General features: G+C 63.4%; 19 protein-coding genes. 11 read left to right on the forward strand and 8 right to left on the reverse strand.

What is annotated here, in order from left to right; all coding sequences use genetic code 11:
- The first annotated feature begins 3 nt into the window (after positions 1–3).
- The 6 genes from motB to M622_RS29695 all read left to right on the forward strand — a co-directional run bounded on the left by motB (position 4) and on the right by M622_RS29695 (position 6,441).
- Positions 4–1,059, forward strand: a complete 1,056-nt coding sequence (gene motB / locus M622_RS29670; protein ID WP_031346806.1) for a flagellar motor protein MotB — start codon at positions 4–6, stop codon at positions 1,057–1,059.
- Positions 1,060–1,152: 93 nt separating this feature from the next.
- Positions 1,153–2,124 (forward strand): chemotaxis protein, encoded by a 972-nt coding sequence (locus M622_RS29675; protein WP_021249275.1) that lies wholly within the window; start codon positions 1,153–1,155, stop codon positions 2,122–2,124.
- 9 nt (positions 2,125–2,133) lie between these two features.
- Positions 2,134–3,093: a chemotaxis protein gene (locus tag M622_RS29680; RefSeq protein WP_021249276.1), complete on the forward strand. Its 960-nt coding sequence runs from the start codon at positions 2,134–2,136 to the stop codon at positions 3,091–3,093.
- A gap of 34 nt (positions 3,094–3,127) precedes the next feature.
- A complete protein-coding gene (cheY, locus tag M622_RS29685) occupies positions 3,128–3,523 on the forward strand; it encodes a chemotaxis response regulator CheY (protein ID WP_021249277.1) in 396 nt (131 codons plus the stop codon).
- Positions 3,524–3,556: 33 nt separating this feature from the next.
- Positions 3,557–4,453: a protein phosphatase CheZ gene (gene cheZ / locus M622_RS29690; RefSeq protein ID WP_021249278.1), complete on the forward strand. Its 897-nt coding sequence runs from the start codon at positions 3,557–3,559 to the stop codon at positions 4,451–4,453.
- Positions 4,454–4,533: 80 nt separating this feature from the next.
- Entirely contained in the window at positions 4,534–6,441 is a 1,908-nt protein-coding gene (locus tag M622_RS29695; protein ID WP_031346808.1) for a chemotaxis protein CheA, read from the forward strand.
- A gap of 81 nt (positions 6,442–6,522) precedes the next feature.
- On the opposite strand, the gene tal is transcribed toward M622_RS29695, so the two are convergent.
- From tal to M622_RS39355, 8 genes are all read right to left on the reverse strand, one after another.
- The gene (gene tal, locus M622_RS29700) at positions 6,523–7,599 is read right to left on the reverse strand and encodes a transaldolase (protein ID WP_021249280.1); all 1,077 of its coding nucleotides are present in this window, start codon (positions 7,597–7,599) and stop codon (positions 6,523–6,525) included.
- 137 nt (positions 7,600–7,736) lie between these two features.
- Positions 7,737–8,597: a pseudouridine synthase gene (locus M622_RS29705; RefSeq protein ID WP_021249281.1), complete on the reverse strand. Its 861-nt coding sequence runs from the start codon at positions 8,595–8,597 to the stop codon at positions 7,737–7,739.
- Positions 8,598–8,733: 136 nt separating this feature from the next.
- Positions 8,734–9,318 (reverse strand): superoxide dismutase, encoded by a 585-nt coding sequence (locus tag M622_RS29710; protein WP_021249282.1) that lies wholly within the window; start codon positions 9,316–9,318, stop codon positions 8,734–8,736.
- 183 nt (positions 9,319–9,501) lie between these two features.
- Entirely contained in the window at positions 9,502–10,893 is a 1,392-nt protein-coding gene (xseA, locus tag M622_RS29715; RefSeq protein WP_370696037.1) for an exodeoxyribonuclease VII large subunit, read from the reverse strand.
- A 257-nt stretch (positions 10,894–11,150) separates the two neighbouring features.
- Positions 11,151–14,222, reverse strand: a complete 3,072-nt coding sequence (locus M622_RS39350; protein ID WP_021249284.1) for a bifunctional diguanylate cyclase/phosphodiesterase — start codon at positions 14,220–14,222, stop codon at positions 11,151–11,153.
- Positions 14,223–14,344: 122 nt separating this feature from the next.
- Entirely contained in the window at positions 14,345–14,662 is a 318-nt protein-coding gene (locus M622_RS40140) for a chemotaxis protein CheW (protein ID WP_157282005.1), read from the reverse strand.
- Between the two features lie 212 nt (positions 14,663–14,874).
- Complete coding sequence (locus tag M622_RS29720) at positions 14,875–15,519, reverse strand: response regulator (RefSeq protein WP_021249286.1); 645 nt, start codon at positions 15,517–15,519, stop codon at positions 14,875–14,877.
- On the reverse strand, positions 15,516–18,380 hold the full coding sequence (locus M622_RS39355; protein ID WP_169375129.1) for a PAS domain S-box protein: 2,865 nt from the start codon (positions 18,378–18,380) through the stop codon (positions 15,516–15,518). The genes M622_RS29720 and M622_RS39355 overlap by 4 nt, the downstream gene beginning before the upstream one ends.
- A gap of 521 nt (positions 18,381–18,901) precedes the next feature.
- Between M622_RS39355 and M622_RS29725 the strand changes: the two genes are divergently transcribed.
- The 5 genes from M622_RS29725 to kdsB are packed head-to-tail and all read left to right on the forward strand — an operon-like array spanning position 18,902 to position 21,913.
- Positions 18,902–19,510 (forward strand): MotA/TolQ/ExbB proton channel family protein, encoded by a 609-nt coding sequence (locus tag M622_RS29725; RefSeq protein WP_021249287.1) that lies wholly within the window; start codon positions 18,902–18,904, stop codon positions 19,508–19,510.
- 3 nt (positions 19,511–19,513) lie between these two features.
- Positions 19,514–19,942 carry an ExbD/TolR family protein gene (locus M622_RS29730; RefSeq protein ID WP_021249288.1) on the forward strand — a complete coding sequence of 143 codons (429 nt, stop codon included), beginning with the start codon at positions 19,514–19,516 and terminating at the stop codon, positions 19,940–19,942.
- Positions 19,943–19,951: 9 nt separating this feature from the next.
- A complete protein-coding gene (gene lpxK / locus M622_RS29735) occupies positions 19,952–20,950 on the forward strand; it encodes a tetraacyldisaccharide 4'-kinase (protein ID WP_021249289.1) in 999 nt (332 codons plus the stop codon).
- The gene (locus M622_RS29740) at positions 20,931–21,122 is read left to right on the forward strand and encodes a Trm112 family protein (RefSeq protein ID WP_021249290.1); all 192 of its coding nucleotides are present in this window, start codon (positions 20,931–20,933) and stop codon (positions 21,120–21,122) included. The genes lpxK and M622_RS29740 overlap by 20 nt, the downstream gene beginning before the upstream one ends.
- 23 nt (positions 21,123–21,145) lie before the next feature.
- Positions 21,146–21,913, forward strand: a complete 768-nt coding sequence (gene kdsB, locus M622_RS29745) for a 3-deoxy-manno-octulosonate cytidylyltransferase (RefSeq protein ID WP_217995309.1) — start codon at positions 21,146–21,148, stop codon at positions 21,911–21,913.
- The last annotated feature ends 13 nt before the right edge of the window (positions 21,914–21,926 follow it).

Below are 21,926 nucleotides of genomic sequence, written 5' to 3' on the forward strand. Positions count from 1 at the left end.
GGCGTGAGCGACGACAGCCAGCAGCCCATCGTCGTCAAGCGCATCAAGAAGGGCGGGGGTGGCCACCACGGCGGCGCGTGGAAGATCGCTTACGCGGACTTCGTCACCGCCATGATGGCCTTCTTTCTGTTGATGTGGCTGCTCGGATCAACCGCCCAGGGCGACCTCGAAGGCATCTCCGACTACTTCCAGAATCCGATCAAGGTGTCGATGGCCGGGGGTGAGGGTTCGGGCGATAGTTCGAGCGTCATTCCCGGCGGTGGCCAGGACCTCACGCGCTCGGTGGGCCAGGTCAAGCGCGGGGATGTGGAGAGCACGCGCTCGCTCAACATGGATGCAGCAGGCGGAAAGCGCAAGAGCGACGCCGAGCTCAGTGCCGAGAAGCTCGCTGCGCGCAAGGAGCGCTCGAAGTTGATCGACCTCAAGGGGCGGCTGGAGGCAGTGATAGAGGCGAGTCCGACCCTGCGTCAGTTCAAGAATCAGATCCTGATGGACATCACCACCGAGGGTCTGCGCATCCAGCTCGTCGATGAGCAGAACCGGCCGATGTTCCAGTCCTCCAGCGCCGAGCTGCGGCCCTATACGCGCGACTTGCTGCGCGAGATCGCGCGTGCGCTTAATGATGTCGATAACCGCCTCAGCCTGTCAGGCCACACGGACGCGTCGCAGTATGGCGGTGGTGAGCGTGGCTTCTCGAACTGGGAGTTGTCGTCGAATCGGGCCAATGCGTCGCGACGTGAGCTGGTCGCGGGCGGGCTGGAGGCGGGGAAGATGGTGCGGGTGGTGGGGCTTGCCGACACCATTCCGCTCGATGGCGACGACCCCTTCAATCCGATCAATCGCCGCATCAGCATCATCGTGCTGAATAAATCGACGGAGGAGGCAATTCGCAGCCAGAGCAGCACTGCCGGGGTCGAGGTGCAAGCCGGCGACAGCAGTACGGAGATCGGCGCACAGCTTCAGGGCAATGCTTCGGTTGCGCCTCCAGCGCTGCCATCGCCCGCCTTTGGTGGGGTGGGAGGCGTGATCCAGGGCCTGCCGCTTCCGCCCCCGCGCTGAGGGGCTGGCTCAAGTCTGCGCAGCGCGCGCCGATATCCCTTTCGAGCCCTCGCCTTCGCGACGGGCGCTTCTTTACCCCAGGTAGGGGAAAAAATGTCCGATCTTTTCAACACCATTGATGCACGCACCCGGCTCGCCGGTACCAACAAGCTCGAGATCCTGCTGTTTACGCTCGGTGTCGATCCGCACACGGGTCGGCGCGAAGCCTTCGGTATCAACGTCTTCAAGGTGCGCGAGGTGATGCGCACGCCGAAGATCACCGCTGCACCGGAAATGCCGCCCTCGGTCGTCGGCATGGTCAGCCTGCGCGGCGCATTGGTGCCGGTGGTCGATCTCGCATCCTATGTCGGCATAGGCACCGACACGCCGCGCGACATCATGATCGTCACCGAGTACAACGGCCACACGCAGGGCTTTCTGGTCGAGGCGGTCGATACGATTCTGCGTCTGGACTGGGCGCAGATGCGCGTGCCGCCGGAAATGCTCACCGCCAACATGGGCGGACTGGTCACCGCGGTCACCGAGTTACCCGGTGACAAGCTGGTGATGATGCTCGACGTTGAAAAAGTGTTGTCCGAGACCACGCGTTATGACAACGATTTTCTTTTCAAGGATATCGTCCAGCTGCCAGCCGCCGACGAGCATGTGGTGTATTTCGCTGACGACTCCTCGGTGGCGCGCAAGCAGATCCAGCAAACGCTCGAAGCCATGGGTGTGCGCTATGTGGCGGCGGTCAATGGGCGTCAGGCCTGGGAAGAGCTGAAAAAGGTCGCCGCACATGCCGAGGCGAGCAAGCGCAAGCTCAGCGATCTGGTCAGCCTCGTGCTCACCGATGTGGAGATGCCGGAAATGGACGGCTACATCCTGACCAAGCACATCAAGTCCGACCGTCGTTTTGCGGGCATCCCGGTGATCATGCATTCCTCCTTGTCGGGGAACTCCAACCAGCAGCTAGGCCTGTCGGTCGGGGTGGATGAATACGTGCCCAAGTTTGAACCCCAGCGTCTGGCGCAGACGCTGAGCCGCCTGTTGCTGGAAGGCCCGGCTGCGCGCGCTCAGGATTGAGGACACATCATGCTCGAACGTGCACTGGGCGATTCCGACCTGCCCGACTCCATCGATAATCACACCCAGCTCGCGGGCTCCAACTGCATGGAGATCCTGCTCTTTTCCCTGGGCACGGCCGAACACTTCGGCATCAATGTGTTCAAGGTGCGCGAGGTCTCGAAAACCCCTTTCATCACACGCACGCCCAACATGCCCACCGGCGTCGAGGGTTTGATCTCCCTGCGTGGGAACGTGATCCCTGTGCTCTCCCTGGCCAGCATTCTTGGCATCGCCCCGCCCGGGACGCACAAGGAGGGCGCGATGATGGTCACCGAGTACAGCAAGCGCACGCTCGGCTTCCTGGTTCAGGAGGTCGATCGCATCATCCGGGTTGACTGGGAAAAGGTGCGTACCCCCGAGAACCTGGCCGGTGGCAGCCACGCCTACATCAGCGCCATCACCCAGCTCCGCGATGGTCGTCTGGTGTCGATCCTCGACGTCGAGAGCATTCTGGCCAACACCTTCGGCGAGGCCGTGATCGGCCAGATCAATCCCATCGGCAATGGCCATGAGGTGAACGTCTTCTTTGCCGACGATTCTGCCGTTGCTCGCCGCAAGATCACCGAGGTGCTGGACAAGCTCGGGGTGCGGCACAAATACGCACAGAACGGCCTGGAGGCCTGGACCCGTCTGGCCAGCATCGCCGATCACGCCGAGCAGGCGGGCCGCCCCCTTGCAGAGGACATCGACCTCATCATGGTCGATGCGGAAATGCCCGAGATGGACGGCTACGTGCTGACCCGCAACATCAAGAGCGACCCCCGCTTTGGCGGCATCCCGGTGGTGATGCACTCCTCGCTGTCGTCCGAGGCGAACCGTGCGATGGGCAAGCAGGTGGGTGTGGACGCCTACGTGGCAAAATTCGACGCTGACGTACTTGCTGAAACCCTGCGCCCGCTGCTCGAGCGCGCTCGCCGTGTGGCTTGAACGCGTCGAGCAGGAATAAAAAGGAGAGCCCTGAATGTCCGACCCCAAACTCAAATTTCTCGTGGTGGATGACTTTTCCACCATGCGCCGGATTGTCCGCAATCTGCTCAAGGAGTTGGGCTACACCAATGTCGATGAGGCTGAAGACGGTGCGATTGCCTTGCAGAAGCTGAACTCCGGAAGCTTCGATTTCGTCGTCACCGACTGGAACATGCCGAACATGGACGGCTTGACCTTGTTGCAGACCATCCGGCGTACGCCCCAGCTCAAGCACCTGCCGGTGCTGATGATCACCGCCGAGGCCAAGAAGGAGAACATCATCGCGGCGGCGCAGGCGGGCGCGAGCGGCTATGTGGTCAAGCCCTTCACCGCGGTGACGCTGGCCGAGAAGTTGCAGAAGATTTTCGAGAAGATGGGACGCACCGCCTGAGCGCTGGAGTCCCCACAAGCACGGAGCCTGAACATGAGTAAACGGCCGAAAGCAGACGAGTCTGCCGACTCGGATGACCTGCAGGCGCTGTTCGACAGCATTGCGTCACAGCCGGCTGCGGAAGCGTCGCCCGCTGGTGCAGTGCCAGCGGAGCTCGTCAACGCCGCCGCCGATGAGAATGCAGACAATGATGAGTTGCAGGCATTGTTTGACGCTGTCGCCGCCGAGATGGAGCCCGTCGCGCATGAGCACAGTACGGCTCCCGCCCCGACCGTGACCCCTGCCCCGACTGCCGCCGCGGCTAGTCCGGCCGCCGAGTTGGACGAGGGTGCTGCGATGTACAACCGCCTGGGGCAGATGACGCGCCAGCTCCATGACACCTTGCGCGAACTCGGGCTCGATGCGGCGCTGCAGGACGCGGTGCAGGCGATGCCTGACGCGCGTGAGCGCCTCGACTATGTCGCGCTCATGACCGAACAGGCGGCCAGCCGTGTCCTCAATGCCACCGATATCGCCCGTCCCTTGCAGGACAGGGTGCAGCACGGCGCGCAGGCCCTGCGCGCGCGTTGGGACCAGCTGTTCGCCGGAGAGGTCTCGGTCGATGAATTTCGGCTGTTGAGTGCCGAGACGCGTGATTTTCTCGCGCAGACCGAGGGCGACAGTCGTGCCATCAACGCGCAGCTGATGGCGATCATGATGGCGCAGGATTTCCAGGATCTGACCGGCCAGGTCATCAAGCGCCTGCTGAGTGCAGCGCAGTCGCTGGAGGCGCAGCTGCTTCAAGTCCTGCTCGAGACAGCGCCTCCAGGCGTCAGGGCGGAGCGTGCAGGCAGTCTGATGAACGGGCCGGTCATTGACGGCAAGGCCCGTGACGACGTCGTCACCAGCCAGGGGCAGGTCGACGACTTGCTTGAAAGTCTGGGGTTCTGATCCCGATCGGCGTAGTGCCGCCTGGCGCGATGCGAGCATCCTTTGGGGCGTGCAGATGAAAACTAGGGAGCTGGAAAGTCATGAGTGAGTTCGGGGGGATGGAAGACCTGCTGCAGGATTTCCTCGTCGAAGCCGGGGATATGCTGTCCGGGGTGGACAACAAGCTTGTCGATCTGGAGCGCTCGCCCGACGACCGCGGTCTGCTCAACGACATTTTCCGTGGCTTTCATACGATCAAGGGTGGGGCGGGATTTCTCAATGCCACCGAACTCGTCACCCTGTGCCATCTGACCGAGAGCTTGTTCGACAAGCTGCGCAATGGTGAGCTTTCGATCAGCGCCGAGGCCATGGACGTGATCCTGGGCGCCACCTCCGCGGTGCGTGAAATGTTTGGCTATCTCGAGCACCGCACTCAGCCGCCTGCGGCTGATCCGGCCTTGATCGAGGGCTTGCGGGCAACGCTCGCAGGTGCGCCAGTGGCGCCCTCGGCTGTTGCAGGCTCAGGTGTTCAACTGCCGCGCCCGGGCGAGCCCGACTGGGAGCTGCTCCACGCTGCGGTGACAGGCAAGCCGGTGAGCACTTCACCGGCGCCCCGCGTTCATGGTGCGGCAAATGCAGCGCAGGCCTCGTCGCCCATTCCGGTGCCGGCCGCGCCCGCGCCAGGCTCGCCGGAGGCCCTCATCAAGGCGGCAGTCGGCCGTCGTTCGATCGATGCGCCGGGAGGGAACGGACCGATCGGGCGGCGCGAGGGTGAGCGTCAGCGCGACAACTCGATTCGCGTCGATACCGCCCGCCTGGATCAGGTGCTCAATCTCTCCGGCGAGATCGGGCTCACCAAGAATCGTCTCAATGCGCTGCGCAGCGATATTCTCAGCGGCCGCAATGACACCGAGACCCTGCATGCACTGGATCTGGCAGTGAGCCAGCTCGATCTGCTCGTTTCCGATCTGCAGAACGCGGTGATGAAAACCCGCATGCAGCCGATCGGCCGCCTGTTCCAGAAATACCCTCGCATTGCGCGTGATCTCGCCCGCAACCTCGGCAAGGACGTCGAGCTGGTGCTGGTGGGTGAGGACACCGAGATCGACAAGACGATGATCGAGGACCTGTCCGATCCCATCATCCATCTGATTCGCAACGCGGTGGACCATGGGGTGGAGGACAGGGCTGGACGCCTGGCAGCCGGCAAGCCGGAAAAATCGAATGTTCGCCTTGAGGCCCGCCAGGAGGGTGATCACATCGTCATCCTCGTGGCTGATGACGGCCGTGGCATGGACGCCGAGCGACTGCGCAGCAAGGCGGTGGCCAAGGGCCTCATCAGCGATGAGGAGGCCAGCACCATGGACGACAGGCAGAGCTACAACCTGATCTTCCACCCTGGCTTTTCGATGGCAGAGCAGGTTTCGGACGTGTCGGGGCGCGGCGTGGGCATGGATGTGGTGCGGACCAACATCCAGAAGCTCAATGGTACGATCGATATCCGCTCGCAACAGGGCAAGGGCACGACCCTCATCATCAGCCTGCCGCTGACGCTCGCCATCCTGCCCGTGCTGCTGGTGCGCCTGGGAGAGCAGCCGTTCGCGGTGCCGCTGTCGATGGTGCGCGAGATCCTGCCCATCGACCCCGCCCTGATTCAGGAGGTCGGCGGCAAGGCGACCATGGTCGTGCGCGGTGAGGTGCTGCAGATTCTGCCCCTGTCCTCCCTGCTGGGCTGGCCACAGGAGAGGGAGCCGCAGTACGGCGTGCTGATGCAGGCGGCAGAGCTGTCATTCATCCTCGCCATCGACAGCTTTGCAGGTCGCGAAGACGCGGTGATCAAGTCACTCGATGATTTCCGTCCCAAGGGGGTGGCCGGCGTGACCACGCTGTCGAACGGCCAGATCGTGCTCATTCTCGACATGAAGGAGCTGCTCGGCGGCCTCGGCGAGCAGCGTGGCGTGTCGCGTGCATCGCTGATGCGCAAGACCGAAGTTCTTGCGCTGAGCTGATTTCCGCGCACAATTCGCCGCAGCAGCCCTCGCCGCCGATCCAGGCGCCGAGGGCTGCTGCGTTTCAAGGGTATCCCGCTTTCAGGCGGTCAGCTGCAGGAGGGCGGCAAAGGCCTGCTCGAACTGCTGCAGGCCTTCGTGCTGCAGACGCTCGCCGACGCGCTCAAGATCAATTCCATGGCGCTCCAGCGCTGCGTATTGCGCCGCCGCCTTGTCGACATCGGCGGCCAGACTGGCTTCCACGCGGCCGTGATCGCGCAAGGCGTCCAGCGTTCCATCAGGCAGGGTGTTGATGGTCTCCGTGCCGATCAGCGCTTCCACGTAAAGCAGGTCGCTGTAGGCTGGGTTCTTGGTGCCGGTGCTGGCCCACAGCAGGAACTGCGGGCGTGCCCCGAGGTCGCGCAAGGTCGCGAATTCCTCTCCATGAAAGCGCTCGCAATAGCGCTGATAGGCGAGTTTGGCGGTGGCGACGGCGCTCTTGCCACGCAAGCTCAGCGCCTCGCCGCCCAGTTCCTCGAGCTGGGTATCGATCAAGGTGTCGAGGCGCGACAGGAACAGGCTGGCGACCGACATGATCGGCCTCACGTCGCCGCCGGCGGCATGCCGGCGCTCGAGACCGCGCAGGTAGGCCTGGGCCACGGCATCGGCCTGGGCGAGGGAGAAGATGAGTGTGACGTTGACGCTGACCCCGGCCTCGATGAGCTGCGCGATCGCGTCGATGCCGGCGCCAGTGGCCGGCACCTTGATGAGCACATTGGGCCTGTCCACCGCCGCTTTCAGTCGCAGACCCGCGGCGAGCGTGCCTGCCGCGTCGTGCGCCAGTGCGGGCGAGACCTCCAGGCTGACGTAGCCCGTGCGGCCGCCGCTTTGCCGGTACTGCGGCAACAGCAGATCGCAGGCCTGCTGGACGTCGGGAATGACCAGGGCTTCGTAGCGTGCTTCGGCGCTCAGCGGGGTCTTTTTCAGCGCGGCGAGCTCGTCCTCGTAGTAGCGCCCGCCCGCGATCGCCTTGTGAAAGATCGCCGGGTTGGTGGTGACCCCGGCGACGCCGTCCTCAGCGATAAAACGCGCGAGATGGCCATCCCTGAGCAGGGTGCGGGAAAGGTTGTCGAGCCAGATTTGCTGGCCGTGCTGGCTGACCTGGAGCAACGGATTCATCGATAGTCCTGGTGTGCATGAGGGGTGGAAAGGGGGGGTGAAAAAGGCTGCTTCGCCGGGCTGCTTCGCGGCCGTGGGCGCTTTCGGACAGTGCGTGCCGATTGTGCCCTGAAAACCTCGCTCGAGGCCAGAGGACCTCAGTCCAGTACGTTGTCATGCCAGCCCAGGGCCTGCATCACCAGGCGAAAATCCCTGGACGGGGGCGCGTGCAGCGTCAAGGGGCTGCGAGTGACCGGATGCGTGAGGCTCAGCTGCGTGCACGCCAGGAGCAGGCGCTGGCTGCCGAACAGGGTCTGGAAGAGTCGGTTGTGACGGCCCTTGCCATAGGTTGCGTCGCCGATGATGGGGTGTGAGATGTGTTTCAGATGGCGGCGCAGCTGGTGGCGGCGTCCGCTTTCCGGGTGCAGTGCGACGAGCGCATAGCGGCTGCTGGGGTAGCGATCCACCGCGTGCGGCAGCTCAACCGTCGCCAGGCGGCGAAAGTGGGTGAGGGCGGGCTGGGCGGCTTGCGTTGCGCTCACCGCGGCGGCTTCGGCGTCGTTGTGAGCGAGGCCGTCATGCAGGCCGTCGTGATCGTGATCGGACTCGGGGTCCAGGTCCTCGTCCCTGTCCTCACTGTCGGCTGTGGCGTCGCGCCTGCCCGCGCCGCGTCCGCGACTGCGCTCGATGGGATCGAGCCGGCGCACGAGCGCATGCTCGATGCTGCCGCTCTCTGCGGGGTGGCCGCGGACGATGGCCAGGTAGCGTTTGTCCACCGCTCGCGATTCGAACTGTCCACCGAGTGTGGCGGCCGTGTGGCGATCAAGCGCGAACAGCAGCACACCGGAGGTGCCGCGGTCGAGGCGATGGGCCGGATAGACGCGCTGGCCGATCTGGTCGCGCAGCAGTTGGACGGCAAAGCGTTCGTCCTGTGCCGCGATCAGGCTGCGATGTACAAGCAGGCCGGACGGCTTTGCGACCGCAATCAGCCACGGATCGCGATAAAGGATGTCGAGCATGGAGGTCGGCCTGGTGGGTGAGCCTGCAGCGCATGGCGGGAGTTGCAGCGAGCATGAGGCATGCAGAAAAAACGAAAGCGACCCTCAAGGTCGCTTTCGTGATCTGCCTTGCCCGGCCTGAGCCGGGCCGTCAGCATCAGGCGAAGTTCTGTGCGGCAAAATCCCAGTTTGCCAGCTTGTCGAGGAAGGTGGCGACAAAGTCCGGACGACGGTTGCGGTAATCGATGTAATAGGCGTGCTCCCACACGTCCACACAGAGCAGTGCGGTGTCGCCGGTGGTCAGCGGGGTGCCGGCTGCGCCCATGTTCACGATGTCCACCGAGCCGTCGGCCTTCTTCACCAGCCAGGTCCAGCCCGAGCCGAAGTTGCCGACTGCAGATGCCTGGAAGGCTTTCTTGAAGTCGTCGAAGGAGCCCCACTTGGCCTTGATGGCGTCAGCCAGCGCGCCGGTGGCCTCGCCGCCGCCGTTGGGTTTCATGCTGCTCCAGAAGAAGGTGTGGTTCCAGACCTGGGCGGAGTTGTTATACACACCACCTGCTGGTGCCTTCTTGATGATGGCTTCAAGGTCGAGGTTCTCGTACTCGGTGCCCTTGATCAGGTTGTTCAGGTTGGTGACATAGGCCTGATGGTGCTTGCCGTGGTGGAACTCCAGCGTCTCGGCCGAAATGTGCGGAGCCAGGGCGTCCTTGGCGTAGGGCAGGGCGGGAAGGGTATGTTCCATGCGTGTCTCTCCTTGTTGCAGGTTCTTGGAAATTGTCATCAAAGCCGGACTATTTTAGTCAGGATTGCGGCTCGATGACAATCCCCGCAGCCGACATGATAAGCGCTCCACGCGCGCGGCGTAAGCCGAATGATGCCGACGGCCCTTGTTGTCGGGCGTCGGCCTGGGGTCTGGCCTGTGTGTTCAGGCCTCGGGCAGCAAGCGCGCGGTGACCTGCGTCTGCAGCCTGCCCGCGGCGAGCTGGACCTCGACCACCGCCTCTGTCGTGACTTCTGCGGCCGAGCGTAGAACACGGCCGTGTGCGTCGCGGGCGATGGCGTAGCCGCGTGCGAGCACGGCGTCAGGCCCCAGATGCTGAAGGTGGGCGGCCAGCGTGTCGAGCTGCAGTTGGCGCTGGCTGATGTGGGCGACGCTCGCTTGTTGCAGGCGGCGACCGAGCTCGCTGACACGCAGCCGTGCTGCGCCCAGGTCCGGCCGCAGGCGGGCGATATGGGCGTCGAGCGTGGCCTGACGCAAGTGTGCGCGCTCGAGCTGGCGCTGCATGGCGCGCTGCAGTCGGCTGCCGCTCGCATCCAGGTCTGCGCGTGCCTGGCGCAGGCGCGCGCGCGGGTGGACGAGCCGTAGCGAGGCGCGGTCAAGGCGCTGGGCGAGGGCTTCGAGCCGGCGCTGAAAGCTGCGCTCCAGCTGCGGACCCAGGCTGGCGAGCTCGTGGCGTGCGGCGTACCAGCCCGCGCTGACCAACTCGGCCGCACCGGTGGGCGTCGGTGCGCGCAGGTCGGCGGCGAAGTCGGCGATGGTGAAGTCGGTTTCGTGCCCCACCCCACTGATCACCGGCACGCTGCAGTGGCGCAGCGCACGGGCGAGCGCCTCATCGTTGAAGGACCACAGGTCTTCCAGGCTGCCACCGCCGCGCACCAGCACCAGCGCCTCGATGCCGTCCTGGTGCGCCCGAGCGCTCGCGCGGCGGACCGCGTCGGTGAGGCGTGCCGCCGCGTCTGCGCCTTGCACCGGCACCGGGTAGAGCACGATGGAGAGCTGTGGTGCGCGACGCTCCAGGGTGACCAGCACGTCGCGCAGGGCGGCGGCGGCCGGCGAGGTGATGAGGCCGATGGCACGCGGGAAACGCGGTAGGGCGCGCTTTGCTTCGGCATCGAACAGCCCTTCGGCGGCCAGCTTGTCCTTGAGGCGCTTGAAGGCCTCGAACAGGTCACCCATGCCGGCCGGGCGCACCGCCTCGACGCTGAGCTGGAAGTCGCCACGCGCCTCATACAGGGTGACGAGCGCGCGCGCCTCCACCTGCATGCCATTTTGTGGTCGAAAGGCGAGCAGCTGTGCGCGATTGCGCCACATGGTGCAACGCACCTGAGCGCTGCCGTCCTTGAGGGTGAAGTAGAGGTGTCCGGAAGCGGCGCGGGTGAGGTTGGAGATCTCGCCGCCTATCCACATCAGGGGCAGGGCTGCCTCCAGGGTCTCGCGCGCGAGACGGTTGAGTGCGGACACCGTAAGTATCGGAGCAAGCTGCATTGTGCTGGGGGCCGGCCTCGGGTCGGCGCCAGGAAACGGGGTGTTGGGCATGGGTGGATTGTAACGGAATCCACAGTGCGAACGACCTGTCAAGAGGCCTTCTCGCAAGTCCTTGATCTGCAAGGGGTGAATTGTTAAGTCATTGTTATTGTTAAGTAAATCATGTTGCACAATTTTGCATCGGAGTGTCTGAAGCCTTGCTGTCAGCGGGCTTGGAGCCGACATCCCAAAACAACCCACAAACTTATCCACAGCTTTTGTGGATTGCTTGGTACGCCTGAGAGGCCAGCGGCTTAGCAGTCGCCCTCTCAGGCGTAAACGATCTGCATCCTGCTTGCCAGGTTTTCATCCACGAAACCTGGCACCAGAGCGGCCGTGAGCGGCTTCGAGAACAGGAAGCCCTGTACGAGGTCGCATCCATGCGCTTTCAGCAGATTGTGTTGTGCGGTGGTTTCCACGCCTTCGCCGACCACCTTGAGTCCGAGACTGTGCGCGAGCGCGATGGTGGTGGTGCAGATGATCACGTTATTGACGTCGGTCTCGATGTCACGCACAAAGCTGCGGTCGAGTTTCAAGGTTTGAATCGGCAGCAGCTTGAGATAGCTGAGTGAGGAATAACCCGTGCCGAAGTCATCGATCGAAAGCCGTAGCCCAAGGTTGCGCAAGGCTTGCAGCTGCTTGATGCTCGCCTCCGGATTGTGCATCGCCACCGACTCCGTGATCTCGAGCTCTATATCTGCCCCCTGCAGACGGTGCTTTTCCAGGGTTGCTGCCACATGGCTCACCAGCTTTGGCGAGCGCAATTGATGGGCAGAGAGGTTGATCGCCATCGTCACCCCGTTCATCCCGGCATCCTGCCACTCGCGCAATTGCCGGCAGGCCTCGTCCAGCACCCATTCACCCAGAGGCAGGATCAGGCTCGTGTCCTCCGCGACCGGAATGAATTCCTGCGGTGAAATCAAGCCCTCGACTGGGTGTCGCCAGCGTATCAAGGCCTCGAAGCCGACCACGGCCCTGGAGCGCGTATCCAGTTGAGCCTGGTAATGCAGTTCGAACTGGCCTTCGTCCAGGGCTACGCGCAAGGCCTGGCTCATTCGCGAACGCTCCATGGCCGCCTGGTTCATCTGCGGGTTGAAGAACTGGATGTTGTTGCGGCCCTGCGCCTTGGCGTGATACATCGCGACATCCGCATTTTTCACCAGCGTTTCGCAGTCGCCGCCGTCACTGGGGTAAACCGCCAGGCCTATGCTTGGTGTGATGTGCAGCACTTCGGTGTCGATGAAGTAGGGCTGCGCCAGGGCGCGCCTGATCTTGTCGGCCACGCGTAAGGCTGCACTTGCACTTGCGCCGCCCAGGTCGGTGAGCACGATGACGAATTCATCGCCACCAAGACGGGACACGATGTCGCTGTCGCGCACGCTGTCGTGCAGACGCTGCGCCACCAGTTTCAGCAGCTTGTCGCCCATGGCATGACCCAGGGTATCGTTGATGCTCTTGAACTGATCCAGATCCAGTAACAGAACGGCCAGCATCTGCTGCTCGCGGCGAACCGTGGACAAGGCTTGTTCCAGCCGGCTTTGCAGGCTGTAGCGATTGAGCAGGCCGGTCAACACATCATGGTGAGCCAGGTGACGGATCTCCGACTCAGCGGCCTTGCGCTCGCTGATGTCGGTGAAGGCGGCGATGAAGTGACTGAGCTTGCCCTTATCGTTGCGTACCACCGAGATGTTCAACCACTCGGGTAGCAAGGTGCCGTCCTTGCGGCGGTTCAAGACCTCGCCCTGCCAGTAGTCGTCCCGCTTTATGGATGACCAGAGCTCCCGGTAGGTGTCGCGTGGGGTTTCCCCGGAGGCGAGCACGCTGGGGTTCTTGCCCTGCAAGTCGTCGATGCAATAACCCGTAAGGCGAGTAAAGCCAGAGTTGATGGCTACGATCCGGTTTTTCGAATCGCAGATCATGATGCCCTCGCCGCTGTGCTCGAAAACTTTGGCGTACAGGTCGAGCTGCTCCTCACGGTCGCGGATCGTCGCCTCGGCTCGCTTGCGTTCCGAGATGTCGCGGATGATCGCCAGATGGTAGCGCTGTCCATCGAGCGCAACGACGCGCCCGCTCACTTCCACCGCGAAGGCTTTGCCGCTGCGGTGGCGCTGCACCGTTTCGTAGGTACTGCCTGCGGTCGTCCAGTAATTCCGGTCGTCCTCAAAGCGCCCGCGAGCCGTCGCATCGCGCAACTCTATTGTGTGCATGCCGCGCAATTCGGCCAGCGCATAGCCGTAGGCCTCGACCGCGCGCTCGTTGGCTTCGACGATGTGGTGGTGCTCATCGAGCAGCAGAATTATATCGTTGGCATATTTGGTGATGTTTTCCAGGCGCTGCCGCGATGCCTGTTCCTGCCACCGCGCGCGGTACACGTCGGCCAGTAGCGAGCTGCGCTGATTGCGCCACCAGATCGTCGTCGCCGCCCCCGCGCCCCCTATGAAAAGCAGTGTCACCACGCTGACCAGCCAGGCGATACGCCGGATCGGTTCTTCGATCTCCGCCTTGTCGATCTTGGAGACGATGATCCAGCTCGTGTCGGGAATGCTCCGTGATGCACCGAACACCCGCACTTCACGGTAGTCAGTGCCCTCCAGGAAGCCTTCCGCTCCGCGTGCGGTCTGGGCGGAGAGCAGCTCCTTTTCCTGCATCGAAAACTGAAGCGCTGCGCCATTGGCGCTCGGCTGTCGTACCGCGCTCAGATAGGTGATCACCTCGCCATCGCGCCGGGCGAGAAAGGTCTCGCCGCTTTCGCTCGGCATGGGCCAGGTGCTCAGCGTGGCAAACAGCTTCAGGGTCGGGTCGGCGCGCAGCAGCACCAGGCCGATCGCCGCGCCGGCCTGCGTTCCCGGGGGGCGGACCGGCGCCAGGATGTTGATGCGCGCATGCTCGCGGCTGCCGCTGCGCAGGTAGGTGATGTCCGAGTATTCGATGGCGCCGCTGTGCAGCACTTCGGCGGCCTGCTTCATGGCCTCGGCGGCGGGCGGCGCGGCGTCCCGGCGGGTGCTGAGCACTTGTCGCAGCTCGCCATCGAACAGCAGAATGTCCTCGTAGGCGTAAGCGTCGCGTATTGCCAGCAGGCGTTGCCGAAGGCGCTCCTCCTCCGCCTTGTCGGTCGCACCAGCTGCGATCCAGCGTTGAAACTCGGCGCGGAAGCCCGGATCATTCACCAGCGCCTTGCCATTCTCGCGGCGCTCCTCGCGCCAGGCGAGAAAGTGGTTCACCTTCGCCTCAGTGATGCTCAGCAGGTTCTGCTGCACGGCGCGCTGTACGTCGAGCTGATACCAGCGGAAGCCCGCGATGCTCACCAGCGCGATCGCGACCGTGAGCGCAAGAAAAATCATCCACGGCACTTTGCTTGAAGCTTGCACGTCCTCCGCGCACGGCGCGTCGCGCGTCGCGCGCGCCAAAACAGGGGCGGGCGGGCGGTGGTCGGTGGGCGGCGGTGGGCTGTGCCGGTGGATCATCAGCTGCTGGCTGCCATCTCGCCACCAGCATGTAGTCCGACCGTCGCCAGTGTCGGCCTCAAGTCGATGACCGGCACCGCCACAGTGTGCGGCTTGATCACGCTGCGGACGGAGGCAGGCATCATAGGGGCTTCGGTGAGACGGCTGATTTCGATGATTTTATGGATACTGAAAATGCTATAAACATATATTCTGCCGCCTGACACAAAGCCTGGATATTGATCGGCTCCACCCGCTGAGATCAGCTGACGGGCGGCAACAAGCGTTTGTTGTGGGGGCTGCTGACGGCGCGCTCGTGACATGACGGATGTCTGCATTTGATCTGTCATGATGAATCGTGCTCAGAAACGCTCGAACGCCAATTCCGCGTATTTTCCATCAGGGCCAGTTTTTCCTCTGGGCCGGCTCGATGGTAAGAGAAACGCTGATGGCGCAATATCAGAGCTTGCCGATAATGCGTCGTGGTGCAATCGGAAGCGGCCTGTAGTGCGAGCCCTACAGGGGCGCGAGTACGCCGGTGCTGGCGCGCTCAGCGTAGATCTGACAGTCCGTGCCTGATTGCGTAGCGGACCAGATCGCTGGTCGTACCCAGTTGCATCTTTTCCAGAACGCGCGCCTTGTAGGTGCTGACCGTTCGGCTGCTCAGGCTGAGCTTGTCGGCGATTTCGCCAATGCCATGACCATCGACCAATAATCTGAAGATCTGGAATTCACGTTCAGAAAGCAGGCTGTGAGGCTCGGTGCTCTGGTTCGCTGGTCTTCCCACTTCCAGCGCCAGGCGCTCGGCGACGGTGGCGGTAATGTAGGGCTGGCCAGCGAAGACCTTTTCGATGGCGCGCACCAGTTCTTCCGATTCGCAGCCCTTGCTCAGATAGCCGAGTGCACCGGCCCGGATGGCGCGCACCGCGAACTGCTCCTCGCTGTGCATGCTCAGCACCAGGATGGGCAGCCTGGGTGACTCACGCTTGATCAGGCTGATGAGTTCGATGCCACTGCGGCCAGGCATCGACATGTCAAGGATGAGTACATCAAGGTTCCCGGCCTGCAACATCTTCAGTGCTTCATGGCCGTCGGCGGCCTCGCCGACAAGCTCGAGCCTGGCTTCGTTGTCAATGATCCTCTTGAGTCCCTCGCGTACCACCGCGTGATCGTCAGCAATTGCGACGCGGATCATCGAGCTGGCCCTCCCTCAGTGTCGTTGCGTTCAAGCGGTATGCGTACCTCCACCAATACGCCTTCGCCCGGTGGGTTGTATAGAGTGAAGCTTCCCCCCAGGGCACGGGCGCGCTCGGCCATTCCCGTCAATCCAAATCTGCCTTCCTGTTCCTCGGTAGATATGCCGGTCCCGTTGTCCTGGACTCGAATCAGGAGCCAATCGTCGTTGCTGCAGACGATTGAAATGCTGACCTGGTCAGCACTTGAGTGTCGCGCCACATTGGTCAGGCATTCCTGAATGATGCGGTAGGTTGCAATTGAAATCTCCGGGTGGAGGCGATCGTCCTCGAAATCCAGCCAAAGCATGCACGAAATCTCGCCATGGCGTTTTTCGAATTCTTCCGACATCCATTCAAGCGCCGCTTTCAGTCCAAGCTCATCGAGCATGATGGGGCGCAAGTCCGCAGAGATTCGGCGCACGGAGCGCAGCACTTCGTCAATCAGTCGATTCATGCCCAGGATGTTTGTCGTGACGCGCTCTGAGGGCGGAGAAGTGCGCAGCAGGGAGGAGAGCTCCATCTTCAGCCCGGTGAGCATCTGACCAAGTTCGTCATGGAGCTCACGGGCAATACGCTTGCGCTCGATCTCGCGGACGTCCAGCTCATGGATCGCCATTTTTCGCAGCTTCTCGCGTGAGCTGCGCAATTCCTGTTCAATGCGCTTGGTTTCGGAAACATCCTGCATGACGACAATGGCGCCGATGATTGATCCAGCGGCATCGCGCAATGGGAGCGCAGAGTTCAGTAAGGTCTTGGTGACACCGTCGAAGTCTTCGATGCTGATCACTTCGTCGAGGGTGGTTTCGCCCTTGGTGATTGCGCGCGCGAGTGCCCATTGTTGCGGTGCGATGGCTTGCTCGTCCGCGACCCGCCATCCCCTGTACTCGCCGAACTCATTCGGGCCGACGTAGCGGATGCCAGCCCATATCCTTTTGCCTGCTGGATTGCCATGCACGATGACGCCATCCTGGTTCGCGATAAAAACACCGACCGGCAGCATCTCCAGGACATGATGCAGGAGCGCCTCGTGCTCACGCAAGGCGGTTTTCGCTCTCTCCTGCGCGGCACGAAGACGCAGGGATTCAATGCCTGAGCCCAGGTCAACGCTTATCTTTTCCAGTAAAGGAATCTCTTCGCCGGCAAAAGAGGTGGTGTTCATGGAATAGATCATCAACACCCCGAGCACACTCTGATTGCTTTTCAGGGGCAGGGCGATGGCGGAATGATAAGCACGCTGGGCTCGTATGGCCTCCTTCCATGGCGCCATGGCGGGATGGGTTCTGAGGTCCTGGGCGACCTGCGTGCTTCCTTCTCTTATCGCAGTGCTGGCGAGGCCACAGCCGAGTTCGTTGTCAGCCCACGTCAGCCGCACGCCACTCAAGTCGTCGTGCTCGTCGCCGAAGCTGCAGGCGACCCGTATCGACTTGTCGGCGTCGTCCTCGGGAAGCCCTATCCAGGCCATCGGGTAGTTGCCGGTTTCGACGATGTGGCGGCAGACCGTCTGGAGCAAAGCGGACTCCTCGTCAGCACGTAGCGTTTCAGTGTGGCACGCATTCCACAGCCGCCATGCGCGATCGAGCCGCTGCTTCTTGTTTTGCGCGCGCTTGCGCTCTGTAATGTCGGTGACCACGGCCCGGCTCATCACATAACGACCATCCTTGTCCCGGACTGCGGTCGCAGTGACGTGGACGGGGACGACTTCTCCATCCTTGCGCAGGAACTCAAGCTCGGTCTCGGTGACCACCCCTTCGCTCATGAAGCGTGGGCAGTTTTCCTGGAGCCTGAGCTGGCTCGCCACGGTCAACAATTCATGCAGTTTCTTCTTGCTGACGACTTCATCGCGCTCGTAACCGAGCAGTTTCAACTCGGTGTCGTTGATCTGGGTGATGAGACCGCTTCGGCTCAGCGAGTGGTATCCGCAGGGTGCGTTCTGATAGAGGTCTTCGGCCTCGGCCAAGGCGGTTCGCAAGGCCTCATCCGCTCGCCGGCGCTCGATCAACCACCAGGCGCAGATCATCCACAGCACGCCGAGCAGGACGGCGCAAAGCACTGCGGATTGATCGAGGACGTGAAAGACTTCGCTGCAGTCGATCTTGGCAATGAGGTACCAGGGCGTTCCCGGAATCGGAAGGCCATGGGCAAAGGACGGCACGCCACGGTAATCATTGGCTTCGAAAAAACCTTCTCCTTCCCGCAGCAGTCGCGCGGCGATGAGGTTTTCGCTGCTCCGTGGCAGACGCAGCGCCAAGGGCGGCTGAGCGGCATGGCGCAGAGGGTTGAGGAAGACCAGCGCCTCACCTTCCACCCGGACGACCTGGGTTTCTGCGGATGGGCTGCTGCCCGGCCACATCTGCAGAAGCGGGAACAGGCGCTCGCCCGGATCGAACGAAAGCTGGATTACGGCCAGTGATCTGTCCCGATCTGTACTGCCTGGATCGCACACCGGCCCGAACAGGCCGACTTCAAATCCCGATGAAGTCTTGCCCTCGGCGACGTGAATGTCCTCCAGCGTCAGCTCGCAACGGCTGGCAGCTTCAAGCGCGAGTGCGCGCACCTGCGGCAGGTCCTGATAGGGCGTGGTGCCCAGCAGTTGGCGACCATCCGTAGCCGAGCGCAGGACCAGCGCGCGCTCAGCCTGGCTGCCTAGATAGACCAGGTGATTGTGCAGGCCGGCGCGCAGCTTCTCGTCGTGCATGCCGCCGTCCAGCCATTGCTTCAGTCCAAGCGCGAGCTGCGAGGTGATGATCAGGCGCAGCTCGTCCTGACGCTCATGCAGCCATTGTTCGATCTGGGCTTGCTTGAGTCTGGCGATCGAGCGCATTTCCATGGCCGCCGACTGCGTCACCGCTTGCCGGGCGACGCCGTAGGCAAGCGCACCGATGAGGGCAAACGCGAAGGCGAGCAGCAGCAGTGGCAATATCACCGTGCGCCACTGGCTGCCGGGCGCGCTGATCGAGCTTCTTGCGTGCTGCTTGGTTTCGCTGTCCGAACTCATGCTTGCCCCAGATTCATCCGGAAAAAATGGCCTGCGCTGACCGTCGCCACCTGCGCTCAGAGCCCCGGGGTGCCGAGCAAGTTGGTAGCTGCAGGCTATCGCTTTCCATTATGACCACAGATCGAGCAGAACACAGGCCAGGCATCAGTGTGGCGCTGTGTCCCTTGTCTCAGGCGGATCAATATTTCGGCTGAAATGACGTCGATGTGCGATGGAGGCGTCGCCGCAGCCGGGCGACGAGATCCAGGCTGGTGTGGGGCTGTGCTTCCACATTCGTTGCATGTCGCTTGTCGATGCCGGCTTGCGGGCGCTACAGTTCGGCCTTTACCGATGGGAGACCCTTCAGCGTGTTCGCGATCATCCAGGCAGTGGGTTGGCCAATCTGGCCTTTGATTCTGGCTTCGGTCGTGGCGCTGGCGCTGGTCATCGAGCGCTCGATCTCCTTGCGTCGGGCACGCGTGGTGCCCGCCGGCCTGCTCGACAAGGTGCTTGACGATCTGCGTCAGCATGGGGTGTCGTTGGCGATGATAGAGCGCGTGGGTGCGCACTCGCCCTTCGGCCGGGTGCTGGCCGCGGGCTTGCGCAACGTCAGCAGTCCGCGCGAGATCATGAAGGAGTCGATCGAGGAAACCGGCCGCGCCGTCGTGCACGAGCTTGAACGCTTCCTGACCACGCTTGGCACCATTGCGGCCATCAGCCCCCTGATGGGTCTGCTTGGCACCATCATCGGCATGATCGACATCTTCGCCTCGCAAGGGGTTGATGGTGCCAATCCGGCGCAGCTTGCGCAGGGCATCTCGATTGCGCTGTATACAACCGGGCTGGGCCTGATCATCGCGATCCCGTCGATGATCTTCTGGCGCCATTTCCGTGCGCTGATCGACAGCTTCGTCATCGACATGGAGCAACAGGCGATCAAGCTCGTCGAGGTGGCACACGGCGAGCGTCGCGACTGAGCCATGAACTTTCGTCGCGACAACCGCAGTGAAGAGCCCGAGATCAATCTCATCCCCTTGATCGATGTGGTCCTGGTCATCATCATTTTCCTGATGCTGACGACCACCTTTTCCAAGGTGTCCGGGCTTGAGATCAACCTGCCTGCGGCCGAGTCCGAGGGCGCAGAGGCGATGGCGAACGAGATCGTCGTCGCCGTCACCGCCACCGGCGAGGTGCTGGTCAACAATCAGGTGCTGGCCGAGCGCAACATCGACGCGCTCGCCGCGGCGCTGGGCAAGGCCGCGCCCAGTGGCGGGGGCGAGCCCGTCATCGTCATCAATGCCGACGCCAAGGCCGCGCATCAGAGCGTGATCGACGTGATGCAGGCGGCGCAGCGCGCCGGTTTCAATCACGTCACCTTCGCGACCCAGGCGCCCGCGCCGGCGCAGTGAGGGCCTGAGATGTCAGCCCAGGCGCCAGCCTTCTGGCGCAAGCGCGGGCTGCCGGCCAGGCTGCTGTTTCCGCTCGCGCTGTTGTTCGGGGTGCTGGCCCGACGCCGGCGGCGGCGCGCGCGCGTCCAGACCCTGCCGGTGCCGGTCATCGTCGTCGGCAACATCGCGGTGGGGGGCAGCGGCAAGACGCCGGTGGTGCAGTGGCTGGTGGCGCAGCTGCGCGCCGCGGGCTACTGCCCCGGCATCGTCAGCCGTGGCCACGGTGCGCGGATCAAGGGTGTGGCCACTGTGCCTGGCAATGGGGATGCGGCGCTGTATGGCGACGAACCCGTGCTGCTTGCTGCCTCCTGTGCCTGTCCGCTCGTCATCGGTCGCGATCGGCCGGCGGCGGCGCGCGAGCTGCTGCGTCAGCACCCCGAGTGCGACGTGATTGTCGCCGATGACGGCATGCAGCATTACCGCCTGGGGCGTGAGCTGGAGATCGCGGTGCTCGATCCGCTCACCCTGGGCAATGGCTGGCTGTTGCCGGCCGGACCGCTGCGCGAACCGCTGGCGCGACTGCGCGAGGTGGACCTGGTGCTGGCGCACGGCGCGCTGGATGCTGGGCTGCAGGCGGCGATCGGCAGCGTGCCGGTGTTTTCGATGCGCTTGCGAGGTGAGATTCTGCGCTCGCTGCGCGATCCGCAGCACAGCGTGACGCTCGAATCCTGGCGTGGTCGGCGCGTGCATGCGGTGGCCGGTATCGGTCGCCCGCAGCGCTTCTTTGCGCAGCTCGAGGCGGCGGGGCTTGAGGTCCTGCGTCATCCCTTTCCCGATCATCACGATTTCAAGGCGCAGGATCTGGTGTTTTCCGAGCCTGCGCCCATTCTGATGACGGCAAAGGATGCGGTAAAATGCAGCGCTTTTGCGCCTGACGACAGTTGGGAGTTCCCGGTCCAGGCGCAGATCGGTTCGGGCGCCGCCGAACGCATCCTGGAGAAACTGAGAAATGGACGCACGACTGCTTGAAATCCTCGTCTGCCCGCTGTGCAAGGGGCCGTTGAACTACTTGAAGGACAAGCAGGAGTTGGTGTGCAAGGGCGATCGGCTGGCCTTTCCGGTGCGGGACGGTATTCCGGTGATGCTGGACGAGGAGGCGCGCACCATGAGCGCCGAAGAAGTCGATGCCCTGCGCACGTGACCGCGCCCGTGGCTGACAGCGGCGTGGCATTTCGCATCGTGATCCCGGCGCGCCATGCCTCCGTGCGCTTGCCGGGCAAGCCGCTGGCCGATATCTGTGGCAAGCCGATGATCGTCCGAGTGCTCGAGCGCGTGCGCGCCGCCGCTGCGCTGGAGGTGTGCGTGGCGACCGATCACGAGGGGGTGCGCGATGTCGTGCTTGGGGCCGGGGGCGAAGTGGTGATGACGCGCGCCGACCATCCGAGCGGTACCGATCGGCTGGCCGAAGTCGCGATCGCGCGCGGATGGGCCGATGAGGACATCGTGGTCAATGTTCAAGGCGATGAACCCCTGATCGACCCGGAGATCATCACCGCGGTGGCGGCGGCGCTGGCGGCCGACCCCGAGGCCGCGATTGCCACGGCGGCGCACGCGCTGACCAGCGTGGACGAAGCCTTCAATCCGAACGTGGTGAAGGTGGTGTGCGACGCGGCCGGTCGTGCGCTGTACTTCTCGCGCGCGCCGATTCCCTGGGCGCGCGACGCCTTTGGCGCGTGCCGCGACCTGCTGCCTGCGGGCCTGGCGATGCGTCGTCATGTTGGTCTTTATGCTTATCGGGTGAGCTTCCTGCGTCGCTACGCCGAGCTTGCGCCGTCGCCGCTGGAACACTGGGAGGCGCTCGAGCAGTTGCGTGCGCTGTGGCACGGTTATCGCATCCAGGTGCTCGACCTGGCCAGTGCGCCGGCGGCCGGCGTGGATACGCCCGAAGATCTCGAACGCGTCAGGCAGTCGTTTTGCATCAAAGGCGTTTGACCGCCAGCCTCGC

This window comes from Thauera terpenica 58Eu, from assembly GCF_000443165.1.
Classification (GTDB): Bacteria; Pseudomonadota; Gammaproteobacteria; order Burkholderiales; family Rhodocyclaceae; genus Thauera; species Thauera terpenica.

Bases quoted from the DNA above. Each gene is read 5' to 3' on its own strand.
- M622_RS29675 (WP_021249275.1), top strand. From the start codon at position 1,153: ATGTCCGATCTTTTCAACACCATTGATGCACGCACCCGGCTCGCCGGT.
- M622_RS29680 (WP_021249276.1), top strand. From the start codon at position 2,134: ATGCTCGAACGTGCACTGGGCGATTCCGACCTGCCCGACTCCATCGAT.
- cheY (WP_021249277.1), top strand. From the start codon at position 3,128: ATGTCCGACCCCAAACTCAAATTTCTCGTGGTGGATGACTTTTCCACC.
- cheZ (WP_021249278.1), top strand. From the start codon at position 3,557: ATGAGTAAACGGCCGAAAGCAGACGAGTCTGCCGACTCGGATGACCTG.
- M622_RS29695 (WP_031346808.1), top strand. From the start codon at position 4,534: ATGAGTGAGTTCGGGGGGATGGAAGACCTGCTGCAGGATTTCCTCGTC.
- tal (WP_021249280.1), bottom strand. From the start codon at position 7,599: ATGAATCCGTTGCTCCAGGTCAGCCAGCACGGCCAGCAAATCTGGCTC.
- M622_RS29705 (WP_021249281.1), bottom strand. From the start codon at position 8,597: ATGCTCGACATCCTTTATCGCGATCCGTGGCTGATTGCGGTCGCAAAG.
- M622_RS29710 (WP_021249282.1), bottom strand. From the start codon at position 9,318: ATGGAACATACCCTTCCCGCCCTGCCCTACGCCAAGGACGCCCTGGCT.
- xseA (WP_370696037.1), bottom strand. From the start codon at position 10,893: ATGCCCAACACCCCGTTTCCTGGCGCCGACCCGAGGCCGGCCCCCAGC.
- M622_RS39350 (WP_021249284.1), bottom strand. From the start codon at position 14,222: ATGATTTTTCTTGCGCTCACGGTCGCGATCGCGCTGGTGAGCATCGCG.
- M622_RS40140 (WP_157282005.1), bottom strand. From the start codon at position 14,662: ATGCAGACATCCGTCATGTCACGAGCGCGCCGTCAGCAGCCCCCACAA.
- M622_RS29720 (WP_021249286.1), bottom strand. From the start codon at position 15,519: ATGATCCGCGTCGCAATTGCTGACGATCACGCGGTGGTACGCGAGGGA.
- M622_RS39355 (WP_169375129.1), bottom strand. From the start codon at position 18,380: ATGCGCTCGATCGCCAGACTCAAGCAAGCCCAGATCGAACAATGGCTG.
- M622_RS29730 (WP_021249288.1), top strand. From the start codon at position 19,514: ATGAACTTTCGTCGCGACAACCGCAGTGAAGAGCCCGAGATCAATCTC.
- lpxK (WP_021249289.1), top strand. From the start codon at position 19,952: ATGTCAGCCCAGGCGCCAGCCTTCTGGCGCAAGCGCGGGCTGCCGGCC.
- M622_RS29740 (WP_021249290.1), top strand. From the start codon at position 20,931: ATGGACGCACGACTGCTTGAAATCCTCGTCTGCCCGCTGTGCAAGGGG.